This window comes from Nocardia salmonicida NBRC 13393, assembly GCF_001613085.1.
In the GTDB taxonomy this organism is placed as follows: Bacteria; Actinomycetota; Actinomycetes; order Mycobacteriales; family Mycobacteriaceae; genus Nocardia; species Nocardia salmonicida.
Map to the genome: position 1 here is coordinate 138,310 of NZ_BDBR01000012.1, position 23,757 is coordinate 162,066.

Annotated in this window: 21 protein-coding genes and 1 tRNA gene; 17 read left to right on the forward strand and 5 right to left on the reverse strand. The window is 67.8% G+C overall.

Features of this window, described 5'->3' with window-relative positions; all coding sequences use genetic code 11:
* Positions 1-82 precede the first annotated feature (82 nt).
* Positions 83-156: transfer RNA gene (locus NS1_RS15060), tRNA-Arg, on the reverse strand.
* 137 nt (positions 157-293) lie between these two features.
* On the opposite strand from NS1_RS15060, the gene NS1_RS15065 reads away from it, so the two are divergent.
* The 7 genes from NS1_RS15065 (at position 294) to NS1_RS15095 (ending at position 12,017) form a co-directional block, all read left to right on the forward strand.
* The gene (locus tag NS1_RS15065) at positions 294-2,342 is read left to right on the forward strand and encodes a bifunctional copper resistance protein CopD/cytochrome c oxidase assembly protein (RefSeq protein ID WP_062985179.1); all 2,049 of its coding nucleotides are present in this window, start codon (positions 294-296) and stop codon (positions 2,340-2,342) included.
* The gene (locus tag NS1_RS15070) at positions 2,339-3,316 is read left to right on the forward strand and encodes a serine/threonine dehydratase (RefSeq protein WP_255284538.1); all 978 of its coding nucleotides are present in this window, start codon (positions 2,339-2,341) and stop codon (positions 3,314-3,316) included. The genes NS1_RS15065 and NS1_RS15070 overlap by 4 nt, the downstream gene beginning before the upstream one ends.
* Before the next feature lie 126 nt (positions 3,317-3,442).
* Positions 3,443-4,009 carry a single-stranded DNA-binding protein gene (locus NS1_RS39040; protein ID WP_084503738.1) on the forward strand — a complete coding sequence of 189 codons (567 nt, stop codon included), beginning with the start codon at positions 3,443-3,445 and terminating at the stop codon, positions 4,007-4,009.
* A 69-nt stretch (positions 4,010-4,078) separates the two neighbouring features.
* On the forward strand, positions 4,079-5,755 hold the full coding sequence (ettA, locus tag NS1_RS15080) for an energy-dependent translational throttle protein EttA (protein WP_056821564.1): 1,677 nt from the start codon (positions 4,079-4,081) through the stop codon (positions 5,753-5,755).
* A 232-nt stretch (positions 5,756-5,987) separates the two neighbouring features.
* Positions 5,988-10,874 (forward strand): NAD-glutamate dehydrogenase, encoded by a 4,887-nt coding sequence (locus NS1_RS15085; RefSeq protein WP_062985181.1) that lies wholly within the window; start codon positions 5,988-5,990, stop codon positions 10,872-10,874.
* A 92-nt stretch (positions 10,875-10,966) separates the two neighbouring features.
* A complete protein-coding gene (locus NS1_RS15090; protein WP_235569853.1) occupies positions 10,967-11,341 on the forward strand; it encodes an acyl-CoA thioesterase in 375 nt (124 codons plus the stop codon).
* Positions 11,342-11,345: 4 nt separating this feature from the next.
* Positions 11,346-12,017 carry a DUF8185 domain-containing protein gene (locus tag NS1_RS15095; protein ID WP_056821561.1) on the forward strand — a complete coding sequence of 224 codons (672 nt, stop codon included), beginning with the start codon at positions 11,346-11,348 and terminating at the stop codon, positions 12,015-12,017.
* 15 nt (positions 12,018-12,032) lie between these two features.
* Here NS1_RS15095 and NS1_RS15100 read toward each other — a convergent pair whose 3' ends face one another.
* Both NS1_RS15100 and NS1_RS15105 read right to left on the reverse strand, forming a co-directional pair.
* Positions 12,033-12,353, reverse strand: coding sequence for an AzlD domain-containing protein (locus tag NS1_RS15100; protein ID WP_056821560.1), 321 nt, complete (start codon positions 12,351-12,353; stop codon positions 12,033-12,035).
* Positions 12,350-13,042, reverse strand: a complete 693-nt coding sequence (locus tag NS1_RS15105) for an AzlC family ABC transporter permease (protein ID WP_062985183.1) — start codon at positions 13,040-13,042, stop codon at positions 12,350-12,352. The genes NS1_RS15100 and NS1_RS15105 overlap by 4 nt, the downstream gene beginning before the upstream one ends.
* Positions 13,043-13,109: 67 nt before the next feature.
* Here NS1_RS15105 and NS1_RS15110 point away from each other — a divergent pair, with 67 nt between their 5' ends.
* Positions 13,110-13,679: a helix-turn-helix domain-containing protein gene (locus NS1_RS15110; protein WP_062985185.1), complete on the forward strand. Its 570-nt coding sequence runs from the start codon at positions 13,110-13,112 to the stop codon at positions 13,677-13,679.
* Between the two features lie 19 nt (positions 13,680-13,698).
* Here NS1_RS15110 and NS1_RS15115 read toward each other — a convergent pair whose 3' ends face one another.
* The gene (locus tag NS1_RS15115; protein ID WP_255284539.1) at positions 13,699-14,412 is read right to left on the reverse strand and encodes an HNH endonuclease; all 714 of its coding nucleotides are present in this window, start codon (positions 14,410-14,412) and stop codon (positions 13,699-13,701) included.
* Between the two features lie 164 nt (positions 14,413-14,576).
* Between NS1_RS15115 and NS1_RS15120 the strand changes: the two genes are divergently transcribed.
* The 8 genes from NS1_RS15120 (at position 14,577) to NS1_RS15155 (ending at position 21,838) form a co-directional block, all read left to right on the forward strand.
* Positions 14,577-14,990, forward strand: coding sequence for a globin (locus tag NS1_RS15120; RefSeq protein ID WP_056821556.1), 414 nt, complete (start codon positions 14,577-14,579; stop codon positions 14,988-14,990).
* Positions 14,991-15,252: 262 nt separating this feature from the next.
* Positions 15,253-16,854, forward strand: a complete 1,602-nt coding sequence (locus NS1_RS15125) for a glycoside hydrolase family 13 protein (RefSeq protein ID WP_062985191.1) — start codon at positions 15,253-15,255, stop codon at positions 16,852-16,854.
* Between the two features lie 74 nt (positions 16,855-16,928).
* On the forward strand, positions 16,929-17,207 hold the full coding sequence (ctaJ, locus tag NS1_RS15130) for an aa3-type cytochrome oxidase subunit CtaJ (protein WP_062985193.1): 279 nt from the start codon (positions 16,929-16,931) through the stop codon (positions 17,205-17,207).
* Positions 17,194-17,658, forward strand: a complete 465-nt coding sequence (locus NS1_RS15135; RefSeq protein ID WP_056821553.1) for a DUF5130 domain-containing protein — start codon at positions 17,194-17,196, stop codon at positions 17,656-17,658. Before ctaJ ends, NS1_RS15135 begins: the two co-directional genes overlap by 14 nt.
* 244 nt (positions 17,659-17,902) lie before the next feature.
* The gene (locus NS1_RS15140) at positions 17,903-19,009 is read left to right on the forward strand and encodes an MFS transporter (RefSeq protein WP_169812781.1); all 1,107 of its coding nucleotides are present in this window, start codon (positions 17,903-17,905) and stop codon (positions 19,007-19,009) included.
* 70 nt (positions 19,010-19,079) lie between these two features.
* Positions 19,080-19,946 carry an alpha/beta fold hydrolase gene (locus NS1_RS15145; RefSeq protein WP_062985197.1) on the forward strand — a complete coding sequence of 289 codons (867 nt, stop codon included), beginning with the start codon at positions 19,080-19,082 and terminating at the stop codon, positions 19,944-19,946.
* 110 nt (positions 19,947-20,056) lie between these two features.
* On the forward strand, positions 20,057-21,256 hold the full coding sequence (locus NS1_RS15150) for an alpha/beta hydrolase family protein (RefSeq protein WP_169812782.1): 1,200 nt from the start codon (positions 20,057-20,059) through the stop codon (positions 21,254-21,256).
* Positions 21,257-21,436: 180 nt separating this feature from the next.
* On the forward strand, positions 21,437-21,838 hold the full coding sequence (locus tag NS1_RS15155; protein WP_063816150.1) for a helix-turn-helix domain-containing protein: 402 nt from the start codon (positions 21,437-21,439) through the stop codon (positions 21,836-21,838).
* A gap of 68 nt (positions 21,839-21,906) precedes the next feature.
* Here the strand turns inward: NS1_RS15155 and NS1_RS15160 are convergent, their stop codons facing one another.
* Positions 21,907-22,521 carry a TetR/AcrR family transcriptional regulator gene (locus NS1_RS15160; protein WP_062985208.1) on the reverse strand — a complete coding sequence of 205 codons (615 nt, stop codon included), beginning with the start codon at positions 22,519-22,521 and terminating at the stop codon, positions 21,907-21,909.
* Between the two features lie 60 nt (positions 22,522-22,581).
* On the opposite strand from NS1_RS15160, the gene NS1_RS15165 reads away from it, so the two are divergent.
* On the forward strand, positions 22,582-23,574 hold the full coding sequence (locus NS1_RS15165; protein ID WP_062985210.1) for a patatin-like phospholipase family protein: 993 nt from the start codon (positions 22,582-22,584) through the stop codon (positions 23,572-23,574).
* Positions 23,575-23,757 lie beyond the last annotated feature (183 nt).

Sequence of the window (23,757 nt, forward strand, 5' to 3'; positions counted from 1 at the left end):
CGAAAGTCCCTGGCTGGTAGAGCGTCGCGCTGGGAACCTGCGGCGGCCCTGACCCATGTTCATGCAGGTCAGGGCCGCTTTGCGCCCCCGGCAGGAATCGAACCTGCGACCTAGGGATTAGAAGGCCCTTGCTCTATCCAACTGAGCTACGGAGGCAGTCGCATCCACCTTGGCCGAAGTCGGCCGTGCTGTCCAGCTCGAAAAGTATAGCGACTGACCGGATCGTCGAGCGGGGGCTCGGGTGTGACGCCCCATGAGGGCGTGGCCGGGCACGCCGAACTACCCTCGTTGTCATGTCGTTATCGCAGGACTCCACCGCGGGACCCGCCGTCGACGGCGGACCACCGGCGGAATCGGGTCCGGCGGCGTCGTTCGGTGTGCTCAGCGTCGTGGCCGGTTGTATCGCCGCGTTGGTCGCGGCCATCGTGGTCGGGTTGTCGGCGGCGCACGCGCTCAGTTTGCTCGGTATACCCGATCCGGGGGCGTTGACAACATATGGATTGCCCGCGTTGCGCGCGGTGGCCGATCTGGCCGCCGCGGTGACCGTCGGGTCCCTGTTGTTCGCGGCGTTTCTGCTGCCCCCTCGGGACGGGGGTCTGCTCGACGTCGGTGGATATCGGGCGGTTCGGCGGGCCTCGGACGCCGCGCTGGTGTGGGCCGCGAGTGCTGCGCTGCTGGTGCCGTTGACGGTGTCGGACACGACCGGTCAGCCGGTGAGCGCCCTCTGGCGACCCGAAGTGTTGTGGCCGGTGATCACGCAGGTCGAGGTGGCTGGGGCCTGGCGGACAACGGTGTTGTTCGCGCTGATCGTGGCGATCGGCTGCCGCTGCGCGCTGCGGTGGGGCTGGACGCCGGTGCTGCTGGCCGGCGCGTTCGTGACCATGATGCCGCTGGCGCTGACCGGGCATTCGTCCTCCGGCGGGTCCCACGATGTGGCGACCAATTCGCTGATCCTGCACATGGTGTCGGCCTCGGTCTGGGTGGGCGGCCTGATCGCGGTCCTGGCGCACGCGATGCGCGGCGGCGCGAATACCGATATCGCCGCCCAGCGATTCTCGGTGGCCGCGACCATCTCGATCGTGGTGATCGGCATCAGCGGCGTGGTCAACGCCTGGGTGCGAGTGCCGGTATCGGACCTCTTCACCACCACCTACGGCAGACTCGTCCTCGCGAAAGCGGCCGCGCTGTTGGTGCTCGGCGCCATCGGCTACCTGCAGCGCCGGGCCTCGCTGCCCGCGCTGGTCGCCGACCCGCGCGACCGCGGCGCGCTCATCCGTTTCGCGGGCGTGGAGATGCTGATCTTCGCCGCGACCATCGGGCTGGCCGTCGGCCTCGGCCGTACTCCGCCGCCGCCACCGACCACGGTGCCGACGCCGGTCGAAGTGGAACTCGGCTACAACCTCGCGGGCCCGCCCACGGTGAGCCGCCTGCTGTTCGACTGGCGCTTCGACCTGATCTTCGGAACCTTGGCGATCGTGCTCGCCGCGCTCTACCTGCTCGGTGTCCATCGACTGCGTAAGCGCGGGGACGCCTGGCCGGTCGGCCGCACCATCGCCTGGTGTAGCGGCTGCCTGGTGCTGTTGCTGGCCACGTCGTCGGGGGTCGGGCGCTACTCACCGGCGATGTTCAGCGTGCACATGGGCGCACATATGGCGCTGTCGATGCTCGGGCCGATCCTGCTCGCCCTCGGTGGCGCGGTGACCTTGGCCTTGCGCGCGCTCCCACCCGCCGGGCGCGGCGGTGTGCCCGGCCCGCGCGAGTGGATTCTGGCGGCCGTGCACAACCCGGTCTCACGCTTCCTCACCCAGCCCGTGGTGGCGTCGGTGATCTTCGTCGCCGGGTTCTACGCGCTGTACCTGGGCGGCATCTTCGACACCTACGTCGACTCGCACGCCGCCCATCTGATGATGAACACACACTTCCTGCTCAGCGGCTACCTGTTCTACTGGGTGGTGATCGGCATCGACCCCAAGCCGCGCGAGGTGGCGCCGCTGACCAAGCTCGCGATGGTGTTCGGCACGCTGCCGTTCCACGCGTTCTTCGGTATCGCGCTGATGAGCATGACGACTGTGCTCGGCGACTGGTTCTATCGCACCCTCGACCTGGGCTGGAACATCGACCTGCTCGCCGATCAGCGCAACGGCGGCAGTTTCGCCTGGGCCAGCGGTGAGGTTCCGCTGGTCGTGGTGATGCTCGCGCTGCTGATCCAGTGGTCACGCAGCGACAGCAAGCTGGCCAAACGCACCGACCGGGCCGCCGACCGCGACAACGACGCCGACCTGACCGCATACAACGCGATGTACGCCGAACTGGCGCGTCGCGACGGCGAGGTCCGCCGGTGAGCCGATCCGGTGTGTCGGCGAGTGAATCGACCGAGCGAGCCGAGCCGGAGCGGGTGCTGCGCACCGATGTGCGAGCGGCGCGACGGCGGCTGGCCGGGCGGGTGCGAAAGACGCCGGTGTTCCACACGAGTGTGGAGGGGCCGAACGGGCCGGTGCCGGTCTCACTGAAAATGGAATTCCTGCAGCACGGCGGCACATTCACGGTGCGTGGCGCGCTCAATGCCCTGCTGACCACCGAGAGCGGCGCCGACCATGTGGTTGTCGCCTCGGCGGGCAATGCGGGCATAGCGGTCGCGTTGGCCGCCGCGCAGCTGGGCAAGGAATGCACGATCGTCGTGCCGGAGTCCGCGCCGCACACCAAGGTGGCCGCGATGTGGGCGCACGGCGCCGAAGTGCTGTGGCACGGAACGAGCTATGCCGAGGCGCAACGTCGGGCCCTCACCCTGGCCACCGAACGCGGGGCCGACCATCTGCACGCCTACGACATGCCTGCTGTGGTGGCCGGCGCCGGTGTCATCGGGCTGGAGCTGGAAGAACAGGTACGCGGCAGGCCACCGGTGCTGGCCGCGGTCGGTGGGGGAGGGCTGATCGCGGGCCTCGGCGCCGCGTTGGGCAAGCGCAGGGAGATCGTCGGCATCGAATCCGAGCACATCCCGGTGCTGTCGGCGGCCCTCGCGGCAGGAAGACCGGTCGATATCGACGTACCGCCGCGGGCTACCGAGCTGCTGTGCGCGACCCGGGTCGGCGATATCGCCTTCGATATCGCCCGGCGACACCAGATGCCCGCTCTCGCGGTCGCCGACGACGCGGTCGGCGCCGCTCGCGAATACCTGTGGCGTGAATTCCGCGTGGTGGTCGAGCTCGAAGGCGCCGCCGCGCTGGCCGCTGTGCAGAGCGGCGTGTACCTGCCGGAGCCCGGCGTACGCCCGATTGTGGTCCTGTGCGGGGCGAATACCGAGCTTCCCGTCCTCTGACACGGTCGATATCCACACACGCCCGATTCATCCACAGATTCACTCGGCGCCTCCCACACCCCCGTTCGCCACGTCATTGTTGGGTGGTCAGAGCAACAACGGTGGATTCGAGCGGGGGCGGACACGATGTACGAGGCACACGCGACGGTGGTCGGGACCGTCATCACCCATCCGATGCGGCGCGATCTCCGGAACGGCGAGCAGATGCTGACGTTCCGGATGGCGAGCAATTCGCGCCGCCTCGACGCCGAAACGGGGGAATGGACAGACAGCGGCACGCTTTATCTCACGGTCTCGTGCTGGCGCAGGCTGGTGGCAGGGGTGGATCGATCGCTGCACCGTGGCGACCCGGTCATCGCCTACGGGCAACTCCGCTCGCACGAGTACCGCGGCAAGGACGGCACCGAGCGGCGGGATCTGGAGATGCGCGCGATCGCGGTCGGGCCGGATCTGGCGCGATGCCACGCGAGTGTTGTTCGCCGGGCCGAAGGCATGCGGTCGCTGCCGCACGCGGCGGTGCGGAATATTTCCGACGCCCGCGGCGCTGCCCTATCGGAGGCCGACGACGCTGCCACCGGGTATGCGTCGACCGAAGCCGTTGCCGTAGCCTGTACGACCGTGGCGGATGCTGTCCCCGCGCGATCGCCGGACGTGGTGTCCAGCACCAACGGTGCCGAGCAGGTCGACGCATGAGGGTCGTTTCCGCGGCACTCGACCCTTCCGTATCCCGTCCCCGTTTCTCCCACCGATAGGCTTCCGCGTATGGCTGAGTTCATTTATCAGATGATCAAGGTTCGCAAAGCACACGGCGACAAAGTCATCCTCGACGACGTGTACTTGAACTTCCTTCCCGGCGCCAAGATCGGTGTGGTGGGGCCCAACGGCGCGGGTAAATCCAGCGTGCTGAAGATCATGGCGGGAATCGACCGGCCGAACAACGGTGAGGCGTTCCTCGGCGCGGGCGCGACGGTCGGCATCCTCATGCAGGAACCGGACCTGAACGAGGAGAAGACCGTCCGCGGCAACGTGGAGGAGGGCCTCGGCGAGGTCAAGGTCAAGCTGGATCGGTTCAACGAGATCGCTGAACTGATGGCCACCGACTACTCCGACGAGCTCATGGACGAGATGGGCAAGCTCCAGGAGTTCCTCGACCACGCCGACGCCTGGGATGTCGACTCCCAGCTCGAGCAGGCCATGGACGCGCTGCGCTGCCCGCCGCCGGACGAGCCGGTCACCAACCTCTCCGGTGGCGAGCGTCGCCGTGTCGCGCTGTGCAAGTTGCTGCTGAGCAAGCCCGATCTGCTGCTGCTCGACGAACCGACCAACCACCTCGACGCCGAGAGTGTGCTCTGGCTCGAGAAGCACCTCGCCGATTACCCGGGCGCCGTGCTGGCCGTCACCCACGACCGGTACTTCCTCGACAATGTCGCCGAGTGGATCCTGGAGCTGGACCGCGGTCGCGCGATCGGCTACGAGGGCAACTACTCCACCTACCTGGAGAAGAAGGCGCAGCGCCTCGAGGTCCAGGGCAAGAAGGACCAGAAGCTGCAGAAGCGCCTCAAGGACGAACTGGCCTGGGTCCGCTCCGGCGCCAAGGCCCGTCAGGCCAAGAACAAGGCTCGACTGGGTCGGTACGAGGAGATGGCGGCCGAGGCCGAGCAGCACCGCAAGTTGGACTTCGAGGAGATCCAGATCCCCGCGGGTCCGCGACTGGGTGACATCGTGGTCAATGTCTCGCACCTGGACAAGGGCTACGGCGATCGTCAGCTCATCAAGGATCTGTCGTTCACGCTGCCGCGCAACGGCATCGTCGGCGTCATCGGACCCAACGGTGTCGGTAAGACGACGTTGTTCAAGACCATCGTCGGTCTCGAATCGCCCGACAGCGGTGAGGTGAAGGTCGGCGAGACGGTCAAGCTGAGCTATGTCGACCAGAACCGCGGAGGCATCGACCCGAAGAAGAACGTCTGGCAGGTCGTCTCCGACGGCCTGGACTTCATCCAGGTCGGCAACCAGGAGATGCCCTCGCGCGCCTACGTCAGCGCGTTCGGCTTCAAGGGGCCGGATCAGCAGAAGCCGGCCGGTGTGCTCTCCGGTGGTGAGCGCAACCGCCTGAACTTGGCGCTGACTCTCAAGGAGGGCGGCAACCTGATCCTGCTCGACGAACCGACCAACGACCTCGACGTCGAAACCCTTGGTTCGCTCGAGAACGCGCTCGACCAGTTCCCCGGCTGCGCCGTCGTGATCTCCCACGACCGGTGGTTCCTCGATCGCACCTGCACCCACATCCTGGCGTGGGAAGGCGACAACGACAACGACGCCAAGTGGTACTGGTTCGAGGGCAACTTCGAAGCGTACGAGGCGAACAAGATCGAGCGTATGGGCGCCGAAGCCGCTCGCCCACACCGTGTTACGCACCGCAAGCTGACGCGCGACTGATTCGCGCGGTCCGCATGACGGCCCGGTGGAACGATCTGTGAACGGTCGCTCCGCCGGGCCGTCGGCGTTGTGCCGATCGGAGCCCTCGGCGTTCACCCAGCATTCCGCAAGTTACCGGCGCGGCAAGCCCGAATTCCCTGAGCAGGTTCGAGTAGCCGGAGCTAGTCTCGAAAATGCGTCACCTGAGTTGCGAAATCGAAGCGAACCACAATCCATGGGAGTGGGCTAAACGATGACGGTCTCGTCGGAAATCTCCAGCGCGGCGTGGGCTGCGGGGATGCCGCAGAGTTTGCGCGGCGATCTCGGCACTCTCGAGGAGGCGTATTTCCGACACGTCGACGCCGGTGACGTGGACTTCCCGATCCCCGGAATCACCCAGATCTTTCGGCACCACATGGAATTGGCCGCCGTTCGTCGTCCCGGCAAGGCCACGGTGCGAGTGCACCACCCCGACGACGGGACCGGGATGGGCGCGGCGGTACAGGTCGTCACCGACGACATGCCCCTGCTGGTGGAGTCGATCACCGCGGCGCTGGGCCGGATGCAGGTGAGTGTCTCCGAGGTGATCCACCCGATCTTCGAGGTCACCCGCGACGAGAACGGCCATCTCACCGGCGCCGCGGCGCACGAGGTGGACGGCCACGGCGCGACCGGGCTGACCGAATCGTGGATGCACCTGCAGCTGCACCCGTCGACGAGCAGGGCCCAGCTCGATCACATCGAACGCACCATGCCCGAGGTGATCGACGATGTCCGCCAGGTGATCGACGACACCGAAGCCATGGCCGCGGTGCAGAGCTCGCTCGCCGACGAGCTCGACCGTGCCGCCGCCGCGGGCTCCACGCCGTTCCCCGGCGTCGATGTGGCCGATTGCGCTCAGCTGCTGCGCTGGCTGGCCGCGGGCAACTTCACCCTGCTCGGTTATGCGCGCTATCAGCGCGGCGTCGAGGCAGGCCACACGGTGTCCACCTCGGTGCCCGGTGCGAGTCTCGGCGTCCTTCGCCCCGATGTCGGTACCGATTTCCAGGTGCCCATCAATGGTGAAGACCGCCCGCTGCTGCTGCTCACCCAGGGCCTGGTGCGCGCGACCGTGCACCGCTCGGTGTACCCGTACTTCGTCGGTGTCGCCGATATCGACGCCGCGGGCGTCGAGGTGGGTGTGCACCTGTTCATCGGGGTGTTCACCGTGAGCGCGGTGCACGAGAACGTACTCGACATCCCAGTGATCAACCGCCGGGTGCGCACGGCGATCGAGGGGGCGGGGTTCGACAAGGATTCGTACTCCGGGCAGGCGATGCTCGAGGTGATCGAGTCCTTCCCGCGCACCGAACTGTTCTCCGCAGACACCGAGACCATGCGCCGCACCGCCGTCGCGGTGCTCGGCGTCGGATTGCGCAGGCAGGTCCGGCTTTTCCTGCGCAGCGACGCCTATGGCCGCTTCGTGGCCTGCATGGTGTACCTGCCGCGTGATCGCTACACCACCGCGGTGCGTCTGGAGATGCAGGAGATCCTGGTCGCCGAGCTCGGCGGTGTCGATATCGACTACTCGGCGCGGGTGAGCGAAAGCGAGCTCGCCAGTGTGTATTTCACGGTGATGCTGCCCGGCGAAGCCACCGGCGAGGCCGCCCCCGACACCTCCGAGGACAACCGGCTGCGCCTGCAGAACCTGCTCAACGCGGCCAGCCACACCTGGGACGACCGAATCGGTGACGCGGTCGCATCCTCCACCGTGCTCGATCCCGCTGTGGTGAAACGGTATTCGGACGCACTGCCCGAAAGCTACAAGGAGGACTTCGAGCCCGCTCGCGCGCTGGCCGACATCGGTCGCCTCGAACAGCTCACCGACGGCGGCATCGACCAGTACCTGTACCGCAGGCCCGAAGCGGAGCCCGGTTCATGGCGGTTCAGCCTCTACATCGCCGGCTCCGGCGTATCGCTGAGCCAGGTGCTCCCGGTGCTGCAGAGCCTGGGCGTCGAGGTGGTCGACGAACGGCCCTACCAGCTCGAATGCGAGGGCGGCACCGAGCGCTGGATCTACGATTTCGGCCTACAAGCCCGTCCCGAACTGGTGCGCAACGCACTCGGCGGCGACCTCGACGCCGCACTGCTCGAAGCGCCGAGTCAGGTCGACGCCTTGCGCACCCGGTTCACCGATGCCTTCGAAGCGGTCTGGTACGACCGGGCCGAAGCCGACGGTCTCAACGAACTCGTGCTGCGTGCGGGCATGCCGTGGCGGTCGGTCGCGATCCTGCGTGCGTACGCGAAGTACCTGCAGCAGGCCGGGTTCCCGTACTCGCAGGTCAATATCGCGCGGGTGCTGCTGGCTCATCCCGAGGTCGCGCGCGATTTCGTCGACCTGTTCGCCGCCCGATTCGACCCGGAAACGGTTTCCGCCGACGCCGCCGTCGAGCTCGAGACACGGGTACGGGCCGGGATCGACGAAGTGGTCAGCATGGACGCCGACCGCATCCTGCGCGCCATGCTCGGGCTGATCAAGGCCACGCTGCGAACCAACAACTACGTCCTCGACGCCGAAGGTCGCCCGCGTGAATACCTGGCGCTGAAGGTCGAGCCGCGCGAGATCGTCGAATTGCCCAAGCCGCGACCGCAATTCGAGATCTTCGTGTACTCGCCCCGCGTCGAGGGCGTGCACCTGCGCTTCGGCTCGGTGGCGCGTGGCGGTCTGCGCTGGTCGGACCGGCTCGAAGACTTCCGCACCGAGATTCTCGGGCTGGTCAAGGCGCAGGCGGTGAAGAACGCGGTGATCGTGCCGGTCGGCGCCAAGGGTGGTTTCGTCGTGAAGCGTCCGCCCGCTCCGGTCGGTGACCCGGCCGTCGACCGCCAGGCGAGCATCGCCGAGGGCGTGGCCTGCTACCGCACCTTCATCTCCGGGCTGCTCGATGTCACCGACAATGTCGACCTGGCCACCGGCGCGGTGCTGCCGCCCGATCGGGTGGTGCGCCGCGACGGCGACGACACCTACCTGGTGGTCGCCGCCGACAAGGGCACCGCCAGCTTCTCCGACATCGCCAACGATGTGGCCATGCGCTACGGCTTCTGGCTCGGCGACGCCTTCGCCTCCGGCGGCTCCGCGGGCTACGACCACAAGGCGATGGGCATCACCGCCAAGGGCGCGTGGGAAGCGGTCAAACGCCACTTCCGTGAGATGGACATCGACACCCAGAGCCAGGAATTCACCGTTGTCGGCGTCGGCGACATGAGCGGTGACGTATTCGGCAACGGCATGCTGCTCTCTCCGCACATCCGGCTGGTCGCCGCGTTCGACCACCGGCACATCTTCCTCGACCCGACCCCCGACGCCGCGAGTTCCTTCGCCGAACGTGAGCGGCTGTTCGCGCTGCCGCGATCCTCGTGGGCCGAGTACGACCGGAGCCTGATCAGCGAGGGCGGCGGCGTCTTCGAGCGGACCGTGAAGTCGGTGCCGATCTCGCCGCAGGCGCGCACCGCGCTCGGCCTGCCCGACTCGGTGCAGACGCTCTCGCCGCCGGAGCTGGTGCGCGCGATTCTGCTCGCGCCGGTGCAGCTGCTGTGGAACGGCGGCATCGGCACCTATGTGAAGGCGAGCACCGAATCCAATGCCGAGGTGGGCGACAAGTCCAACGACGCGGTGCGGGTCAACGGAAACCAGTTGCGGGTCAAGGTGATCGGTGAGGGCGGCAACCTGGGCGCCACCGCGCTCGGCCGAATCGAGTTCTGCCGCAGCGGCGGCAAGATGAACACCGATGCCCTGGACAACTCGGCGGGCGTCGACTGCTCCGACCACGAGGTCAATATCAAGGTCCTGCTCGACGGCGTGGTCAGCGCCGGTGACCTCGCCGCCGCCGACCGCAATCCGCTGCTGGCCTCGATGACCGACGAGGTCGCCCGAATGGTGTTGCAGGACAACGTCGATCAGAACGTGCTGATCGGCATCGCACGCACCGACGCGCCCGGGATGCTCAATGTGCACGGCCGGGTGATCGCCGACCTCGAACAGCGACGCGGCCTGGATCGGGAGCTCGAAGCGTTGCCGTCGAAGGCCGAACTGGCTCGCCGCGTCGAGGAGGGGGCCGGGCTCGCCTCACCCGAACTGGCCAACCTGCTCGCGCACGTGAAGCTCGGACTCAAGGCCGACCTGCTCGATACCGACATGCCCGACAGCACCTATTTCGCGAGCAAGCTGCCGCTGTACTTCCCGACACCGCTGCGTGAACAGTTCGGTGCGGCGATCAAGAAGCACCGGCTGCGTCGCGAGATCATCACCACGATGATCGTCAACGAGGTCGTCGACTACGGCGGCATCACCTACGCCCATCGGCTCAACGAAGAGGTCGGCGCCACCACCTCCGACACGGTGCGCGCGTTCGCCGCGGCCTCCGAGATCTTCCAGCTGCACGACGTGTGGTCGCGCATCCGCAGCGCCGACGCTCCGGCCGGGGTCTGTGACCTGCTGGAACTGGAATCCAAGCGGACGTTGGATCGGGCATCGCGCTGGCTGCTGAGCAACCGGCCACAGCCGATCGCGGTCGGCGCCGAGATCAACCGGTACCACCGCCGGGTGCAGAAGCTGGCGCCGCAGGTACCGGGGTGGTTGCGCGGGCACCACGTCACCTCGCTCACCCAGGGCTCCGCCGAGTTGATCGCCGATGGCGCACCGACCGACCTGGCCACCGAGGTGTTCGGGCTGCTCGGAATGTTCCCATTGCTCGACATCGTCGATATCGCCGATATCACCGATCGCGACGGTGCCGAGGTGGGCGCCCTGTATTACGCGCTCAACGACCATCTCAAGATCGACTGGCTGCTCGAGGCGGTGAGCCACCTCGAACGCGGCGACCGCTGGCATGCGCTGGCCCGGCTCGCTCTGCGCGACGACATGTACGGTTCGTTGCGCTCGCTCACCCTCGATGTGCTGTCCGCGGGTGACCCGGAGGAAACGCCGGACGAGAAAATTGCATACTGGGAGTCGAAGAACCAGTCCCGGCTGGGCCGTGCGCGCGCGGCACTGTCGGAATTGTTCGAGTCCGGGACCCACGACCTCGCCACACTGTCGGTTGCCGCGCGACAGGTGCGGAGCATGGTGAGCGGGGTGGGCGCCCAATCGGAGGTACCACGGTGACGAGTTCGCCGAACGGCAACATCGCCACGTCTGCACCGGATCTGGTGTTGCCGCAGCGTTTTCACGCGAAGGTCGAGATCCGCTGGTCGGATATGGATGTGTTCCAGCACGTCAACCACGCTCGGATGGTGACCCTGCTGGAAGAGGCGCGGATTCCGTGGCTGTTCGGTGACGACAAGCCGACGGCGTCGATGGGGCGGCAGGGCTGTGTGCTGGTCGACCTGCATGTGAAGTACCGCGGGCAGTTGCGTCACGAGGACACCCCGCTCGACATCGCCATGTGGGTCAAGCAATTGCGCGCGGTCGATTTCACCGTCGGCTACGAGGTGCGTGCCAACGGCGCGGCCCCCGATTCGCCGCCCGCGGTCCTCGCGACCACCCAGCTCGCCGCGTTCGACATCGACACCCAGCGGCTGCGTAGGCTCAGCGAGTCCGAACGCGACTACCTGTCACTGTGGCGGGCCTGATTTCGTGAGCTCCGAGCAGCGGGTGCTACACACGCCCGACCCGGCCGAACGCGAGAACCTGGCCACCTTCCTCACCCGCGCCATCCGCCTCGACCCGGCCGCTGTCGTCCGGTTGCGGCGGCGGGGATCCAGCCTCGTGTCAGCCTGGGTGGCAACGGGGTTCGAGACTCTGGCGGTGCGCACGATCACCGCTGAACTCGGCGTCGACGATGTCACTGTCGGTGCGGACGCGGTCCTCGCCGGGCTGGGAACCGGCCACCCGATAGACCTCGGTTACTCGATGGATTCCGCCTGGCGTGGCGCCCTTCCGCCCACCGACGGCTTCACTCATGTCGACGACGTTCCGGCGCGCACCCTGGTCGAGCTGGCCGAGCGCGGCGCGGATGTGGCCCGCGAACACGGCGGTCCCAAGGGGCCGCCCGCCTCCCTGCTCGACCAGTCGGTTCTCACCGTCACCGGCCCCGAAGATATCGAGGTCCAGGTGCCGATGCGCGTCGTCTTCGCGCTCACCGCGATGGATTTCATTCCGCACGCGGGGGAGAAGACGGAGTCGCGACGGATCCAGCCCTCGGAGCTGGTTCGGGTCCGTGCTACCCGCACCTGGTTGCGGTTGGATGCTCGGTACGGGTCCGTCGCGCGACGGCTGGGTGGGGGAATACCGTTGTCGCCCAGCTGAATGCGGCGGTCGGGGTCAGTGCACGCCGACCAGTCGCAGCAGGGCGGTTGTCGTGGCGGCGGCGAGCACCGTGACGAGCAGGGGAGCGCGCCGCCAGGCTAGGACTCCGCCGACGCCGACGCCGGCGGGCAGGGCGATGCCGAGGTGGCCGGAGCCGGTCGGCAGCGTGGCTGTCGCGACCAGGGCGGCGAGCAGGATGAGGGCGCCGGTGTCCAGGAGATGGATTGTCCTGGGGGACAGTCGCAGTCGATGGCGCATCGCGGGGCCGGTCCATCGCAGGGCGTACGTTCCCACGGCCAGCGCCAGCATGGCGGGAAGCAGGTATGGCGCGTTCATGCTGTGACCGGCTCGGCGGAAGGCGTCGGCGGGCGCAGTGCGAAGACCAGCCCGCCCAAGGCGATCAACACCGGAAGTCCGGCCGGTACATAGGGCGCGACCACCACCGCCGATCCCGCACCGGCGAGTACCGGCCGCAACGTGGCTCGATCGCGCAGTGCGGGCAGGATCAACGCCAGCAGAATCACCGGGAACACCGCGTCCAGTCCGAGCGCCGACGTGTCGGGCACCAGTGAACCCAGCGCCGCACCGAGGGTCGCCCCGAGCGGCCAGCACAGCGCGACCCCGATCCCGCACGCCCAGTACGCGGCGCGTTTGCGCTCCTGATCGCCCGGCGCGGCGGCGAAGGCCACCGACTCGTCGTTGAGGACGTGGATGCCGAGCACCCGTTTCCAGCCGCGCCCGAATACCTCCGGCGCCGACAATCCGTACGGCAGGTGCCGCGCGTTGAGCAGGAGTCCGGCCACCACCGCCGCCAGCGGACTGCCGCCGGCCGCGACGATCCCGAAGAACAGCAGCTCCGACCCGCCTGCCAGCACCGTCACCGCCATCACGATCGGCATCCACATCGGGAACCCGGCCGCGATCGTCGACGCGCCGTAGGACACACCGAACAGGCCGACGGCAAAGCACGCCGCGGCTACGGCAGCCACGGTTCCCCGGTCGAGTGTTCGCCAGATCGAACGCATGTTGTTTATATTGAACGCACAGGGTGGGTAAAGTCAACGCGGTATCGCCAGCCCTCAGGAGGCGTAGATGGACCGGCAGGACCCTGTCGTCGGACCGCCCCAGGCGGTGATCGCCGCGGCGCTGCGCCGCGAACGCGCCCGCGCAGGCTTATCGCTGACCGAGGTCGCCAATCGGGCAGGCGTCGCGAAATCCACACTGTCCCAACTGGAATCGGGTACCGGCAATCCCAGCCTGGAAACCCTGTGGGCATTGTGCGTCGCCCTGGAGATGCCGTTCTCCCGGCTGCTCGACCCGCCTCGATCCAACGTCCAGGTGATCCGCGCCGACGAGGGTTCGCCGGTACCGGCAGCCGACGCCGACTATCGGGTGACATTGCTCGCAGCAGGCCAGTCACACACCCGCTGCGACGTGTACCGCATCGCGGCCGAACCGGGACACACCCGGCGCTCGGAGCCGCACACTCCCGGCGTCGTGGAACACGTCGTGCTCGCGGCGGGGCACGCGATGGTCGGCCCGGCCGACGAGCCCGTGGAAATGCGCCCCGGCGACTACATCCGCTACCTGGGTGATCTTCCACACATCTTCGAAGCCCTCGAACCGGGTACCTGGGCGACGATGGTCATCGAGAGCGCCTGAACTGCTCGAGCGCGGTGTGTCAGGCGGCTCCTTCGCCGAGGTACTGCAACCAGATCGGGTCCAGATCGGCGGTGGTGGACAGCAGCCGCCAGTGCGGACCCTTGGGGGAGACCAGCGGGTGGCGCAGGTGCCAGCCCAGGTCGGACAGCATCTTGTCGGCCTTGCGGTGATTGCAGGGGGCGCAGCTGGCGACGCAGTTCTCCCACGAGTGCTCGCCGCCGCGACTGCGGGGGATCACGTGGTCGATGGTCTCGGCTTTGCCGCCGCAATAGCCGCATCGGTAGTGGTCGCGATGCATGAGCGCGGCGCGGGTCATCGGCACGCGGGCGCGGTAGGGCACCCGCACGTAGGTGCGCAGGCGGATGACGGACGGAATCGCCACTTCGGAGCCCGCGGAGTGCAGGACCGGGCCTTCGGGATCGTCGTGGACGGCGTCGGCCTTGGCGCAGATCAGCAGCACGACAGCGCGACGCGCGGACAGCGCGGTGAGCGGCTCGTAGGTGGCGTTGAGGAGGAGGACCCGGCGTTTGCGCCATGCGGCGGCGTCGTGGTCTCCGGCGAGATGCAGCGGCGCGGGGATATGCGGCAGGTCGTGAAGACCGTGTGCGCCCGGATGGTGATCGGACAGGATATGCAGCGGAACAGCCCCCGAGCCACGATTGTGGACGTCGGCGGGCTGGAGTTGTCGGTGCGTTCGCGCCTCGTGTGAACGGGCGCCCGGTCGCTGCTTCATCCTCTTGACCTCAATTTCATGATTGGCAGGATCATGTGGTATCTGGGGCCGATACTGCCCTCAGTTGACCATGGTTCCGGCGGTATTGCACGGCTATTTTTCAAACTTCCGGATGAACTGTGGTTGAAGGGCAGCGCGTTCGTGACCGTGGCGATCGGGGCACAATGGAACGCGTGACTTCCGGTGAGCAGACAACGACCTCCTTCTACGAAGCCGTGGGCGGCGCGGAGACGTTTCGCCGTCTGGTGTCGGTCTTCTATCGCGAGGTCGCGGCCGACGAGATCCTGCGTCCGTTGTACCCGGAGGAGGACCTCGGTCCGGCCGAGCGCCGGTTCCGGATGTTCCTCGAACAGTACTGGGGCGGTCCGCGTACCTACTCCGACGAGCGCGGACACCCGCGCCTGCGCATGCGCCACAACCCGTTCGTCATCGGGCCGCTCGAGCGCGACGCCTGGATGCGGTGCATGCGGATCGCCGTCGGTGAGATCGAACCGTCGATCCTGGACGACGAACACCGCAAGGCCCTGCTGGACTACTTCCAAATGGCCGCAGCTTCCCTGCAAAACGCCCCGATGTGACCCAGGCGTACACCGAGTCTCCCGCAGCTTCCCTGCAAAACGCCCCGATGTGACCAGGCGTACACCGACTTTCCGGCCTCGCCTGAGCCGACGGGTGCCCGCTGTTCGCTGATGACCGGCGGATAGCGGGCCGGTTTCGCGCTCATTCCGCCTTTTACCATGATGTTTCGTCATGGCGTGGCGAACGCTGGTGATTTGCCAGATTCGCAGAAAGTCTCGCCCCACATGAATATTGCGGGCGATCTTTGGCAATATTGCGGGTGTGACACAGACACCTGCCTCGCCGGTGCCGGGGGAAGCAAGCACCGCTCCGTGGTGGAAAACCGCCGTGTTCTATCAGGTCTATCCACGTTCGTTCGCCGACTCCGACGGTGACGGTGTCGGCGATCTGGGTGGTGTACGCGAGAAGATGGGGTACCTGGAGCTATTGGGCGTCGACGCGCTGTGGATCTGTCCGGTGATGCGGTCACCGCAGGCCGACGGCGGCTACGACGTCTCCGATCCGCGCGATATCGACCCGCTCTTCGGCGGACTGGAGGCGCTGGACGAGTTGATCGCCGAGGCGCACGACCGCGAGATCAAAGTGACGATGGATCTGGTGCCCAACCACACCAGCGTCGAGCACGCGTGGTTCGCCGAGGCGCTGGAGGCGGCGCCGGGCAGCCCCGAACGCGCCCGATACATCTTCCGCGACGGTCGCGGCGAGAACGGGGACGAGCCACCCAACAACTGGCCCAGCATCTTCGGCGGCCCGGCTTGGACCAGGATCGTCGAGCCCGACGGCACCCCCGGGCAGTGGTACCTGCACATCTTCGCGCCCGAACAACCCGACCTGAACTGGGACAATCCCGAGGTCGCCGACGATTTCGAGAAGACCCTGCGCTTCTGGCTCGACCGCGGCGTCGACGGTTTCCGCCTCGATGTCGCGCACGGCATGGCCAAACCCGAGGGCTTGCCCGACATGGACAAGGTCGACACCAAGATGCTGGTGCACGACGACGACGATCCCCGTTTCAACAACCCCGGCGTACACGCCATCCATCGCCGCATTCGTACGGTCCTCGACGATTACCCGCACGCGGTGTCGATCGGCGAGGTGTGGGTCGACGACAACGTCCGCTTCGGCGAATACGTCCGCCCCGACGAGCTGCACCTGGCGTTCAACTTCCGCCTCGCCGAGACTCCCTTCACCGCGCAGGGCGTCCACGACGCGATCACGCACTCGCTCGAGGCTGTCGCCGACGCGGGCGCCCCACCCACCTGGACGCTGTCCAATCACGACATCGAACGCGAGGTGACCCGCTACGGCGGCGGCAACACCGGCGTCGCGCGGGCGCGGGCGATGATGATGGTCGAGCTCGCCCTGCCCGGTGCGGTGTTCATCTACAACGGCGCCGAACTGGCGCTGCCCAACGTGGACGATCTGCCCGACGAGGTCTTGCAGGACCCCGTGTGGGAGCGCACGGGCCACCAGGAACGCGGTCGTGACGGTTGCCGGGTCCCGATGCCGTGGGAGGGCTCGGCCGTGCCGTTCGGTTTCACCGAGGGCAAGCCGTGGCTGCCGATCCCCGCCGACTGGGCCGACCGCACCGTCGAAGCGCAACTGGAAACCCTGCACTCGACGCTGTCGCTGTACCGCCTGGCGATCGACCTGCGCGCCACCCGGCCGGAGTTCGCGGGCCAGCGGATCGAGTGGTACGGCAGTCCCGACGGCTGTCTCGCGTTCCGCCGTCCGGGCGGGCTGATCTGCGTGCTCAACGCCTCCGAGGGCCCGATCCAGCTGCCGCCGGGGGAGGTGCTGCTGTCGAGTGCACCGGTTGCCGACGATCGGTTGCCACCGAACGCGGCGGCCTGGTTGGTGTAGTCGCGCCGGACACGCGGTGCGGGAACTGCCAGCCGGAGGATGAACTACTACACAGCATCGTCTACCGTTGGAGCGTGAGCATTCTCGAGACAGTGCTGATCTTCGTCGGCATCCCGGCCGTGATCTACTTCGCGATCGCGGGTTTGTCCTTTCTCGGTAAGCCATTCTCCGGTGAGAAGCCGGCCCACTTCGCACTCGGGCAGAAGTGGACCCACCGGCCGGTGCTGTGGAGTGCTACCGAAGAGGTGACCGCCGCGGCGGGGCACCACACCGCCGAGCCGCATGGCGATCATGCGGCTCTCGAAACCGCGCATGCGGAGCTGATCGGAGGCCGGGCAAGTGGCAAGTTCTAATTGGCCCGCGGTGGTCGAGGCCGACCTGCCGCACGGGTTCGCCCTGACCAGTAGCGGCCGTGTGTCCGGCGTGCACGAGCCGGGCACCGTGTTCGACGAGGTGCCGTTCACCGATCGTGAGCGCATCTCCCTCGACAACGCGCTCACCGAGGCGACCCGCGCCACCAAGGTCCGCTTCAACATCTACCTCGGCGACCTCGGTTCCGATCCGGCGGCCGGTGCCGACGCGATCCTGCCGAACACCCCGGAGTCGGCCGATTCGGTGCTCATCGCCGTGTCCCCGAACCAGGGCGCGATCGAGGTCCGCTCCGGTGCGAACGTGACCGAGCGCGCCAACGACCGCATCTGCCAGCTCGGCGTCACCGCCGCCCTGGCCTCGTTCCGTCAGGGCAACCTGATCGACGGTCTGATCTCGGCCACCCGCGTGATGGCCGCCGCGATCGGCCGCTAGTTCGTTCTCCACCGTCCGGCGCGTTCACCTCCTGGTGAACGCGCCGTTCGTGTCTGCGGCGTAGGAGACCTGCACGCCGCTGAATCCGAGATTGCCCGGCTGCGAACCGTTTTCGCGCCGATGACATTCGTGACGAAGGAATAGGATTCCTGATCGTCGTGTTCTAACCGCTGAAATTGATTTAGCAAGTTAGGACGTGACGGGTATGCGGCGTGAGCATCTCGCGTGGGCAGGACTGACGGCGATGACCGTTTCATTCGGCCTGAACTTCACCATGGGCGTGTTCTTCGCCCCCACCGCCGCCGCGTACGGCGTTTCGGCGACTGCGCTGGCCGTGGCCGCGGCGTTGAGCACCGCGGTCACCGGCCTGGCCCAGCAGAGCATCGGCCGGTTGCTCGACCTGCTCGGTCCCGAACGCGTGCTGATCGGCGGGCTCACCTTGATCTCGAGCAGCTATGTGGTGCTGGCCTCGGTCACCCAGACCTGGCAGTTCGTCGCGGCCTACATGGTGCTCGGCGGATTGGGCTTCGCGGCCTCGTCGACCCTCACCGTGACCACCCTGCTCGGGCGCGCACACGGTGCGCAGGTCGGCCCGGCCATGGCACGGGCCGCGATCGGCATCAACCTCGGCCAGCTGATCACGCCGTGGGCGGCGACCGCGCTGTTCGACCCGATCGGTGTGCGCGCCACCTTCGCGCTGCTCGGCGCGATCGGCCTGGCCGCCACCGTCGTGCTGTGGCTGCTGCTGCCCGCCGGTCAGCGGGTGAGCACCGGCGCGGGCGTCAAAGAATCGCTGGCCGACCGGTGGAAAGTGCTGGTGTCCTTCGGTTTCCACGCGGCGACCATGTACGTGGTCGTCTTGATGCTGCCGAAACACGCGGTGGAACAAGGCTGGTCGGTGGCCGGTGCGGGCAGGCTCGTGGCGTCGGCCGCGCTGGCGGCCGGGCTGACCTCGGCCGCGATGGTGCGGCTGTTGCGGCACTACCCACCGGAATCACTACTGCGGGTGCTGTATTCGGTGCGCCTGGTCGCCTTGCTGCCCGCGGTGTTCGTGCCGGGGCCGCGGGTGCTGGTCGTGGTCGCCGTGCTGTTCGGCATCGCCTCGTTCCCGGTCATCCCGCTGACCATGGCGATCCTGTCGCGTGGTCTCGACCCCGCTCGGATGGGCAGCACACTGGCGCCCGCCTGGGTGATCCACCAGCTCGCCGCCGCCTCGGGGCTCGGCGTGGCCACCGTCGTGCACGCCCTCACCGACAGCTATCGCGGCTATTTCGCCCTCGGCCTGGTGTTCACCGTCGTCGCCGTCGGACTGATCACCCCGGTTCGCCGTCGCGAACCGGTCACCGTCTGAATCCCTCGGCCGAGCGTGCCGGAGATCCCGGGCTCGGCGCGAGTATCACCCCCACAGAAAGAGATCCACGATGAACCAGATCAGCCACCGCACCGTCGAGATCCAGGGCCACTCGGTCTTCTACCGCGAGGCAGGCGACTCGAAAAAGCCGACTCTTCTTCTGCTGCACGGCTTCCCGTCCAGCTCGGCCATGTTCCGCAACCTGATCCCCGCACTGGTCGACGACTATCACGTGATCGCGCCCGATCATCTCGGCTTCGGCCAGTCGGCCATGCCGTCGGTCGACGAATTCGATTACAGCTTCGACGCGCTCACCGCGATCACCCTGGAACTGCTCGACACCCTCGGCGTCGACCGATTCGCGATCTACATCCACGACTACGGTGCCCCCATCGGCCTGCGCATCGCTTCGCGTCACCCCGAGCGGATCGCCGCGATCATCACCCAGAGCGGCAACGCCTACCTCGAAGGGTTCACCCCGTTCTGGGAAGTGCTGTTCGCGCACGCGAACGACCGTGTCACCCACGAGCCCCAGGTGCGCGAGCTGCTCGAGCTCGACGCGACGAAATGGCAGTACACGCACGGTGTTCCGGCCGACCGGCTCGCGCTGGCGAGCCCGGATGCGTGGACCCTCGATCAGGCCTACCTCGACCGCCCGGGCAACAAGGAGATCCAGCTGCAACTGTTCTTCGACTACAAGAACAACCTCGACGGTTACCCCGCCTTCCAGAAGTACTTCGCCGAGCACCGGCCGCCGACGCTCATCGCCTGGGGTTCCCACGACGAGATCTTCGGCGCCGATGGCGCCCGAGCGTATCTGCGCGACCTGCCCGATGCCGAACTGCACCTGCTCGACGCAGGTCACTTCGCGCTGGAGACGCACGGACCCGAGATCGCCGCGCTGATCCGCGACTTCCTCGGCCGGGTTCTGAGCTGAGTCCGGTGGACGGCTGGGCTCCTGGGGCGCCCAGTCGTCCGGATGGCATCGAGTAACCTGGTCGGCGGTTTATCGGCCACGTCATGGGCCGTCGGCGTATCGGGGGAAACTTGCACACACGTATTGCTCGGGTGATCGCGGCGGGGTGCCTCGCGCTGTTCGCATCGGCCTGCGCCCAGGACAGTCGGCCCGCCGAATTCGCCTCGGCCGCACCGCTTTCCGCGTTCTACAACCCCGGTGCGGAATCGATTCCGGGACAGCGCGGTTCGGTGATCCGCGCGCAGTCGCTCACCGGTCCGCAGGCGGTGCCCGGCGCCCGCAACTACCTCACGTTGTACCGGTCGCTGGACGCGCAGGAGAAGCCCGTCGCGGTGTCGGGGACGCTCGCGGTGCCGGAAGGGGCTGCGCCCGAGGGTGGTTGGCCGCTCATTTCCTGGGGGCCCGGTAGTACCGGAGTCGCCGATGTCTGCGCGGCCTCGCGCTCGGAAGGATCGTCCCCGAGCCGGGACGAACAAGCCCGCTGGGTGGCCAAGGGGTACGCGGTCGCCAGGACCGACTACCAGGGCCTGGGGACACCGGGCGGTCACGGGTACATGATCGGCGAAACCGAGCAGCGCGCGATGGCCGATATGGCTACGGCGGCAAGGGACGTCGACAAATCCGTCGGCTCGCGCTGGGTGGCGATGGGGCATTCGCAGGGTGGCCACGCGGCCCTGTTCGCCGCCGTCGACGCCGCGGGGTGGACGCCGAACACACCCCTGCTCGGCGCCATCGCGCTGGCGCCCGCCTCGCACCTCGGCGACCAGGTGCGCATGGCGAAGTGGGCGGCGTCGAATCCGCTGGGCAAGCTCGGTACCGGCGATGTGTCGGTGTACCTGCCGCTGCTGGTGCGCGGCGCCCAGACGGTGACCGATGTGGACCCCGCCCGGTTCCTCACCGGCCGTGCGCAGTCCCTGCTGCCGGTCGCCGACTCCGAATGCACCGGCGGGCTGCGCGACAAGGACAAGTGGGGCGGCCTGTCGCCGAAGGATGTGTTCACCGCCGACGGCGATGTCTCCGGACTGTTGCGAGTACTCGACGACAACGACCCGAGCGGCCTGCGATTCACCGTCCCGGTTCTCGTGCTCCAGGGCCGTTCCGACCTCACTGTCCCGCTGCAGGCGACCGACGCGATGGTCGCCGAGCAACAGGGGCGGGGCGAGTCGGTCGACTACCGCAAATACGACGACGTCGACCACAGCGAGATCGTCTCCGCGTCCTTCGCCGACGCGCTCGGCTGGGCAGACACCCGCTTCGGCATCACCCGCTGAATCTTTGGAGCGCTGGCGCGCTCGAGCGGGGCCCTTCGGGCCCCTGATCTTCCCTCCCTCCGGGTACTCCTTCGTCGCACCCTCCACTCAGTCCAGATCAGGGCGGGCCCCTTGTTCCTTCGGTTACGCCCAGAGCAGAAGAGCCGGGTGTTTCGGTCCGGGCATCCTTACGCTCGGAGTATGGGCGAGCACAGCGGGTTGCGGGTGATTCCAGGCGGACGCGGCGAACAGCAGTCGCGGCCGGAACCACTCTGGCGTGAGGCGCTGGGTGAACGGCTGCGCGCGCTGCGCTTGGAACAGCGCTCCACCCTTGTCGATACGGCGGGGCGCGCGGGCATCTCGCCGCAGTACCTCTCCGAGGTCGAGCGCGGGCGCAAGGAGCCATCGAGCGAGATGATCGCGGCCCTGGCCGGCGCCCTCGGTACCTCGCTGGGGGATCTAGTCGCGCAGGTAGCCGAATCCATGCGCAGGCACGCCCTCGTGCCGACGCGCGCGGTCGTGCTGGGCGGGCAACGCCAGATCGCCCCCTCGAGCTCCGCTCCTATCGCGCTGGCCCCGAACGCCGTCCTGCTCGCGGCCTGATCCACCTGACTCGCCGGCCGATCAACCGGCCTTCGCGCTCGGGCGATGTTCGCGTGACGCCCTGGCGATCAGCTGTCCACCGACGTGCTCGTCCGGGCGGCGGCGATCTGGCTGCGGAGTAGATCGACGATCGCGCTCACGGGGAGCTCGGGGTCGATCGCGCGTTGTACGCCGAGGCCGATACCGAGCGAGAGTAGTTGCAGCGCGGCATCTTCCGCGGCAATCGGGAGTTCGAGGCCGAGCTGGTCGGCCTGTGTCTGGATCACGGACGCGAGCATCGCCGTCAGGGTGCGTCGGCGATCGGCGAGCTCGGTGCGGATCTCGGGCATGTGCCGGGTGCTCGTCGCGAACTCGACTTCCAGCGCGGTCCAGCCGACATCACCGATGTTCTCGTCGGCCCACCGCGCGAAACCTTCGATCCGCTCCGCCATGTTGTCGTGCGGCAGCATCGCGTCCACGAGCGACTGCGCGCGCTCGACGTGGACGACGTCGATCACGGCCAGGCCCAATTCGTGCTTGGTCGCGAAGTTGGAGTACACCGCGCCCTTGGAGAACCCGGCCTCGGTGGCCACCTTCTCCAGCGGGGTCACGTTGTAGCCGTCGGCCATGAACAGTCGCTTGGCGGTCTCGACCAGTCGTTCACGCGTGAGAGCGTGCGACTCCTTGCGCGTCATCCTGGCCATGGGCAGGAGTTTAGCAAGATGGACTACCGCTGGAATTCAAATACCGTTAGTATTCGAAATATGACAACACGACGTGGCTTAGCGATCGGCTGTGGTGGCCTCCTCGGCTTCGCCTGGACCGCCGTAGCCCTCGACGCCGTCGAACGCGCGATGAACTGGGACACCCGCACCGCCGATGTCTTGATCGGCACCTCCGCGGGCGCGGAACTCGTGGCGGCGCTCGGCTCCGGGCGCACCCCCGCCGACCTGCTCGCCGCCCTCGACGCGGCTCCCGACGCCGACCCGATCCTGGCCGCGCACGTCGCCGTCGACCCCGGCAAAATTCCCCCGCTCCCCGGGCTCGGATTCCCCGGCCTCGGTCTGGTCGGCGCCGGTCTGCGCGCTCGCTCGCCCTACACCGCGCTGGCCGGCCTCCTGCCGCGCGGCCGCGGTGACGCCGGATGGTTGCGTTCCTTCGGTCAGGCGCTGAGTGGGCCGAGCGGCTGGGTGAGTCACCCCGCGACCTGGGTGGTCGGCGCCGACGCGGCGACGGGCGCGCGAGTCGCCTTCGGCGCGAACGAAACGGCCGATGGCATCGTGACGGCCGGGACATCGGGCGCTGCCGGTGCGGAGCCGGTCGAACTGGGTGACGCGATCGCCGCGTCCTGGGCCATCCCCGGGTGGTTCCCCCCGGTGCGGATCGGCGGCAACGACTACGTCGACGGTGGTTCGGTGTCGTCGGTGTCGGCCGATCTGCTGGTGCCGCTGGAACTCGACGAGGTGGTGGTGATCGCCCCGATGACGTCCGAGGGCGGCGCACCGGCCACCGGCCTTGACCGGGTCGAACGTCTGCTCCGCACACAGATGACCCGCGGCCTCGACCGAGAAGTGGCCCTGCTGCGCGCCGCGGGCACCCGGGTGATCCGCGTCGAACCCGGCCCGGAAGAACTCGCCGCCATGGGACCGAACTTCATGGATTCGGCCCGCCGCCCGGCCACCCTCGCCGCTGCCCGCCGCGCTATGGCGACCCGAGTCGCCGATGCGCTGCGCGGTCCCGCGGGCAGACTCGCGTGAATCGCCCTTTCGCGAAGCGCCTTCCGAGAGCTCTCGGTAGCGGTCGACGACCACGCAGCGCGTTCCCGACTCGGGGTCGGGTCGGCCGACGCCGTCGCTGCGTCGGCCCTCGTGCCAGGTAGTCGGTTCCGTATCTACTCGCGCCGTGATCGGCGCGCCGCTCGTTTAGTTCGAAGGAGAAAT

What these genes read in the sequence shown, in the direction of transcription:
- NS1_RS15065 (WP_062985179.1), top strand. Translation starts at nt 294, where the DNA reads ATGTCGTTATCGCAGGACTCCACCGCGGGACCCGCCGTCGACGGCGGA.
- NS1_RS39040 (WP_084503738.1), top strand. Translation starts at nt 3,443, where the DNA reads ATGTACGAGGCACACGCGACGGTGGTCGGGACCGTCATCACCCATCCG.
- ettA (WP_056821564.1), top strand. Translation starts at nt 4,079, where the DNA reads ATGGCTGAGTTCATTTATCAGATGATCAAGGTTCGCAAAGCACACGGC.
- NS1_RS15085 (WP_062985181.1), top strand. Translation starts at nt 5,988, where the DNA reads ATGACGGTCTCGTCGGAAATCTCCAGCGCGGCGTGGGCTGCGGGGATG.
- NS1_RS15090 (WP_235569853.1), top strand. Translation starts at nt 10,967, where the DNA reads ATGGATGTGTTCCAGCACGTCAACCACGCTCGGATGGTGACCCTGCTG.
- NS1_RS15100 (WP_056821560.1), bottom strand. Translation starts at nt 12,353, where the DNA reads ATGAACGCGCCATACCTGCTTCCCGCCATGCTGGCGCTGGCCGTGGGA.
- NS1_RS15105 (WP_062985183.1), bottom strand. Translation starts at nt 13,042, where the DNA reads ATGCGTTCGATCTGGCGAACACTCGACCGGGGAACCGTGGCTGCCGTA.
- NS1_RS15110 (WP_062985185.1), top strand. Translation starts at nt 13,110, where the DNA reads ATGGACCGGCAGGACCCTGTCGTCGGACCGCCCCAGGCGGTGATCGCC.
- NS1_RS15115 (WP_255284539.1), bottom strand. Translation starts at nt 14,412, where the DNA reads ATGAAGCAGCGACCGGGCGCCCGTTCACACGAGGCGCGAACGCACCGA.
- NS1_RS15120 (WP_056821556.1), top strand. Translation starts at nt 14,577, where the DNA reads ATGGAACGCGTGACTTCCGGTGAGCAGACAACGACCTCCTTCTACGAA.
- NS1_RS15140 (WP_169812781.1), top strand. Translation starts at nt 17,903, where the DNA reads ATGACCGTTTCATTCGGCCTGAACTTCACCATGGGCGTGTTCTTCGCC.
- NS1_RS15145 (WP_062985197.1), top strand. Translation starts at nt 19,080, where the DNA reads ATGAACCAGATCAGCCACCGCACCGTCGAGATCCAGGGCCACTCGGTC.
- NS1_RS15155 (WP_063816150.1), top strand. Translation starts at nt 21,437, where the DNA reads ATGGGCGAGCACAGCGGGTTGCGGGTGATTCCAGGCGGACGCGGCGAA.
- NS1_RS15160 (WP_062985208.1), bottom strand. Translation starts at nt 22,521, where the DNA reads ATGGCCAGGATGACGCGCAAGGAGTCGCACGCTCTCACGCGTGAACGA.
- NS1_RS15165 (WP_062985210.1), top strand. Translation starts at nt 22,582, where the DNA reads ATGACAACACGACGTGGCTTAGCGATCGGCTGTGGTGGCCTCCTCGGC.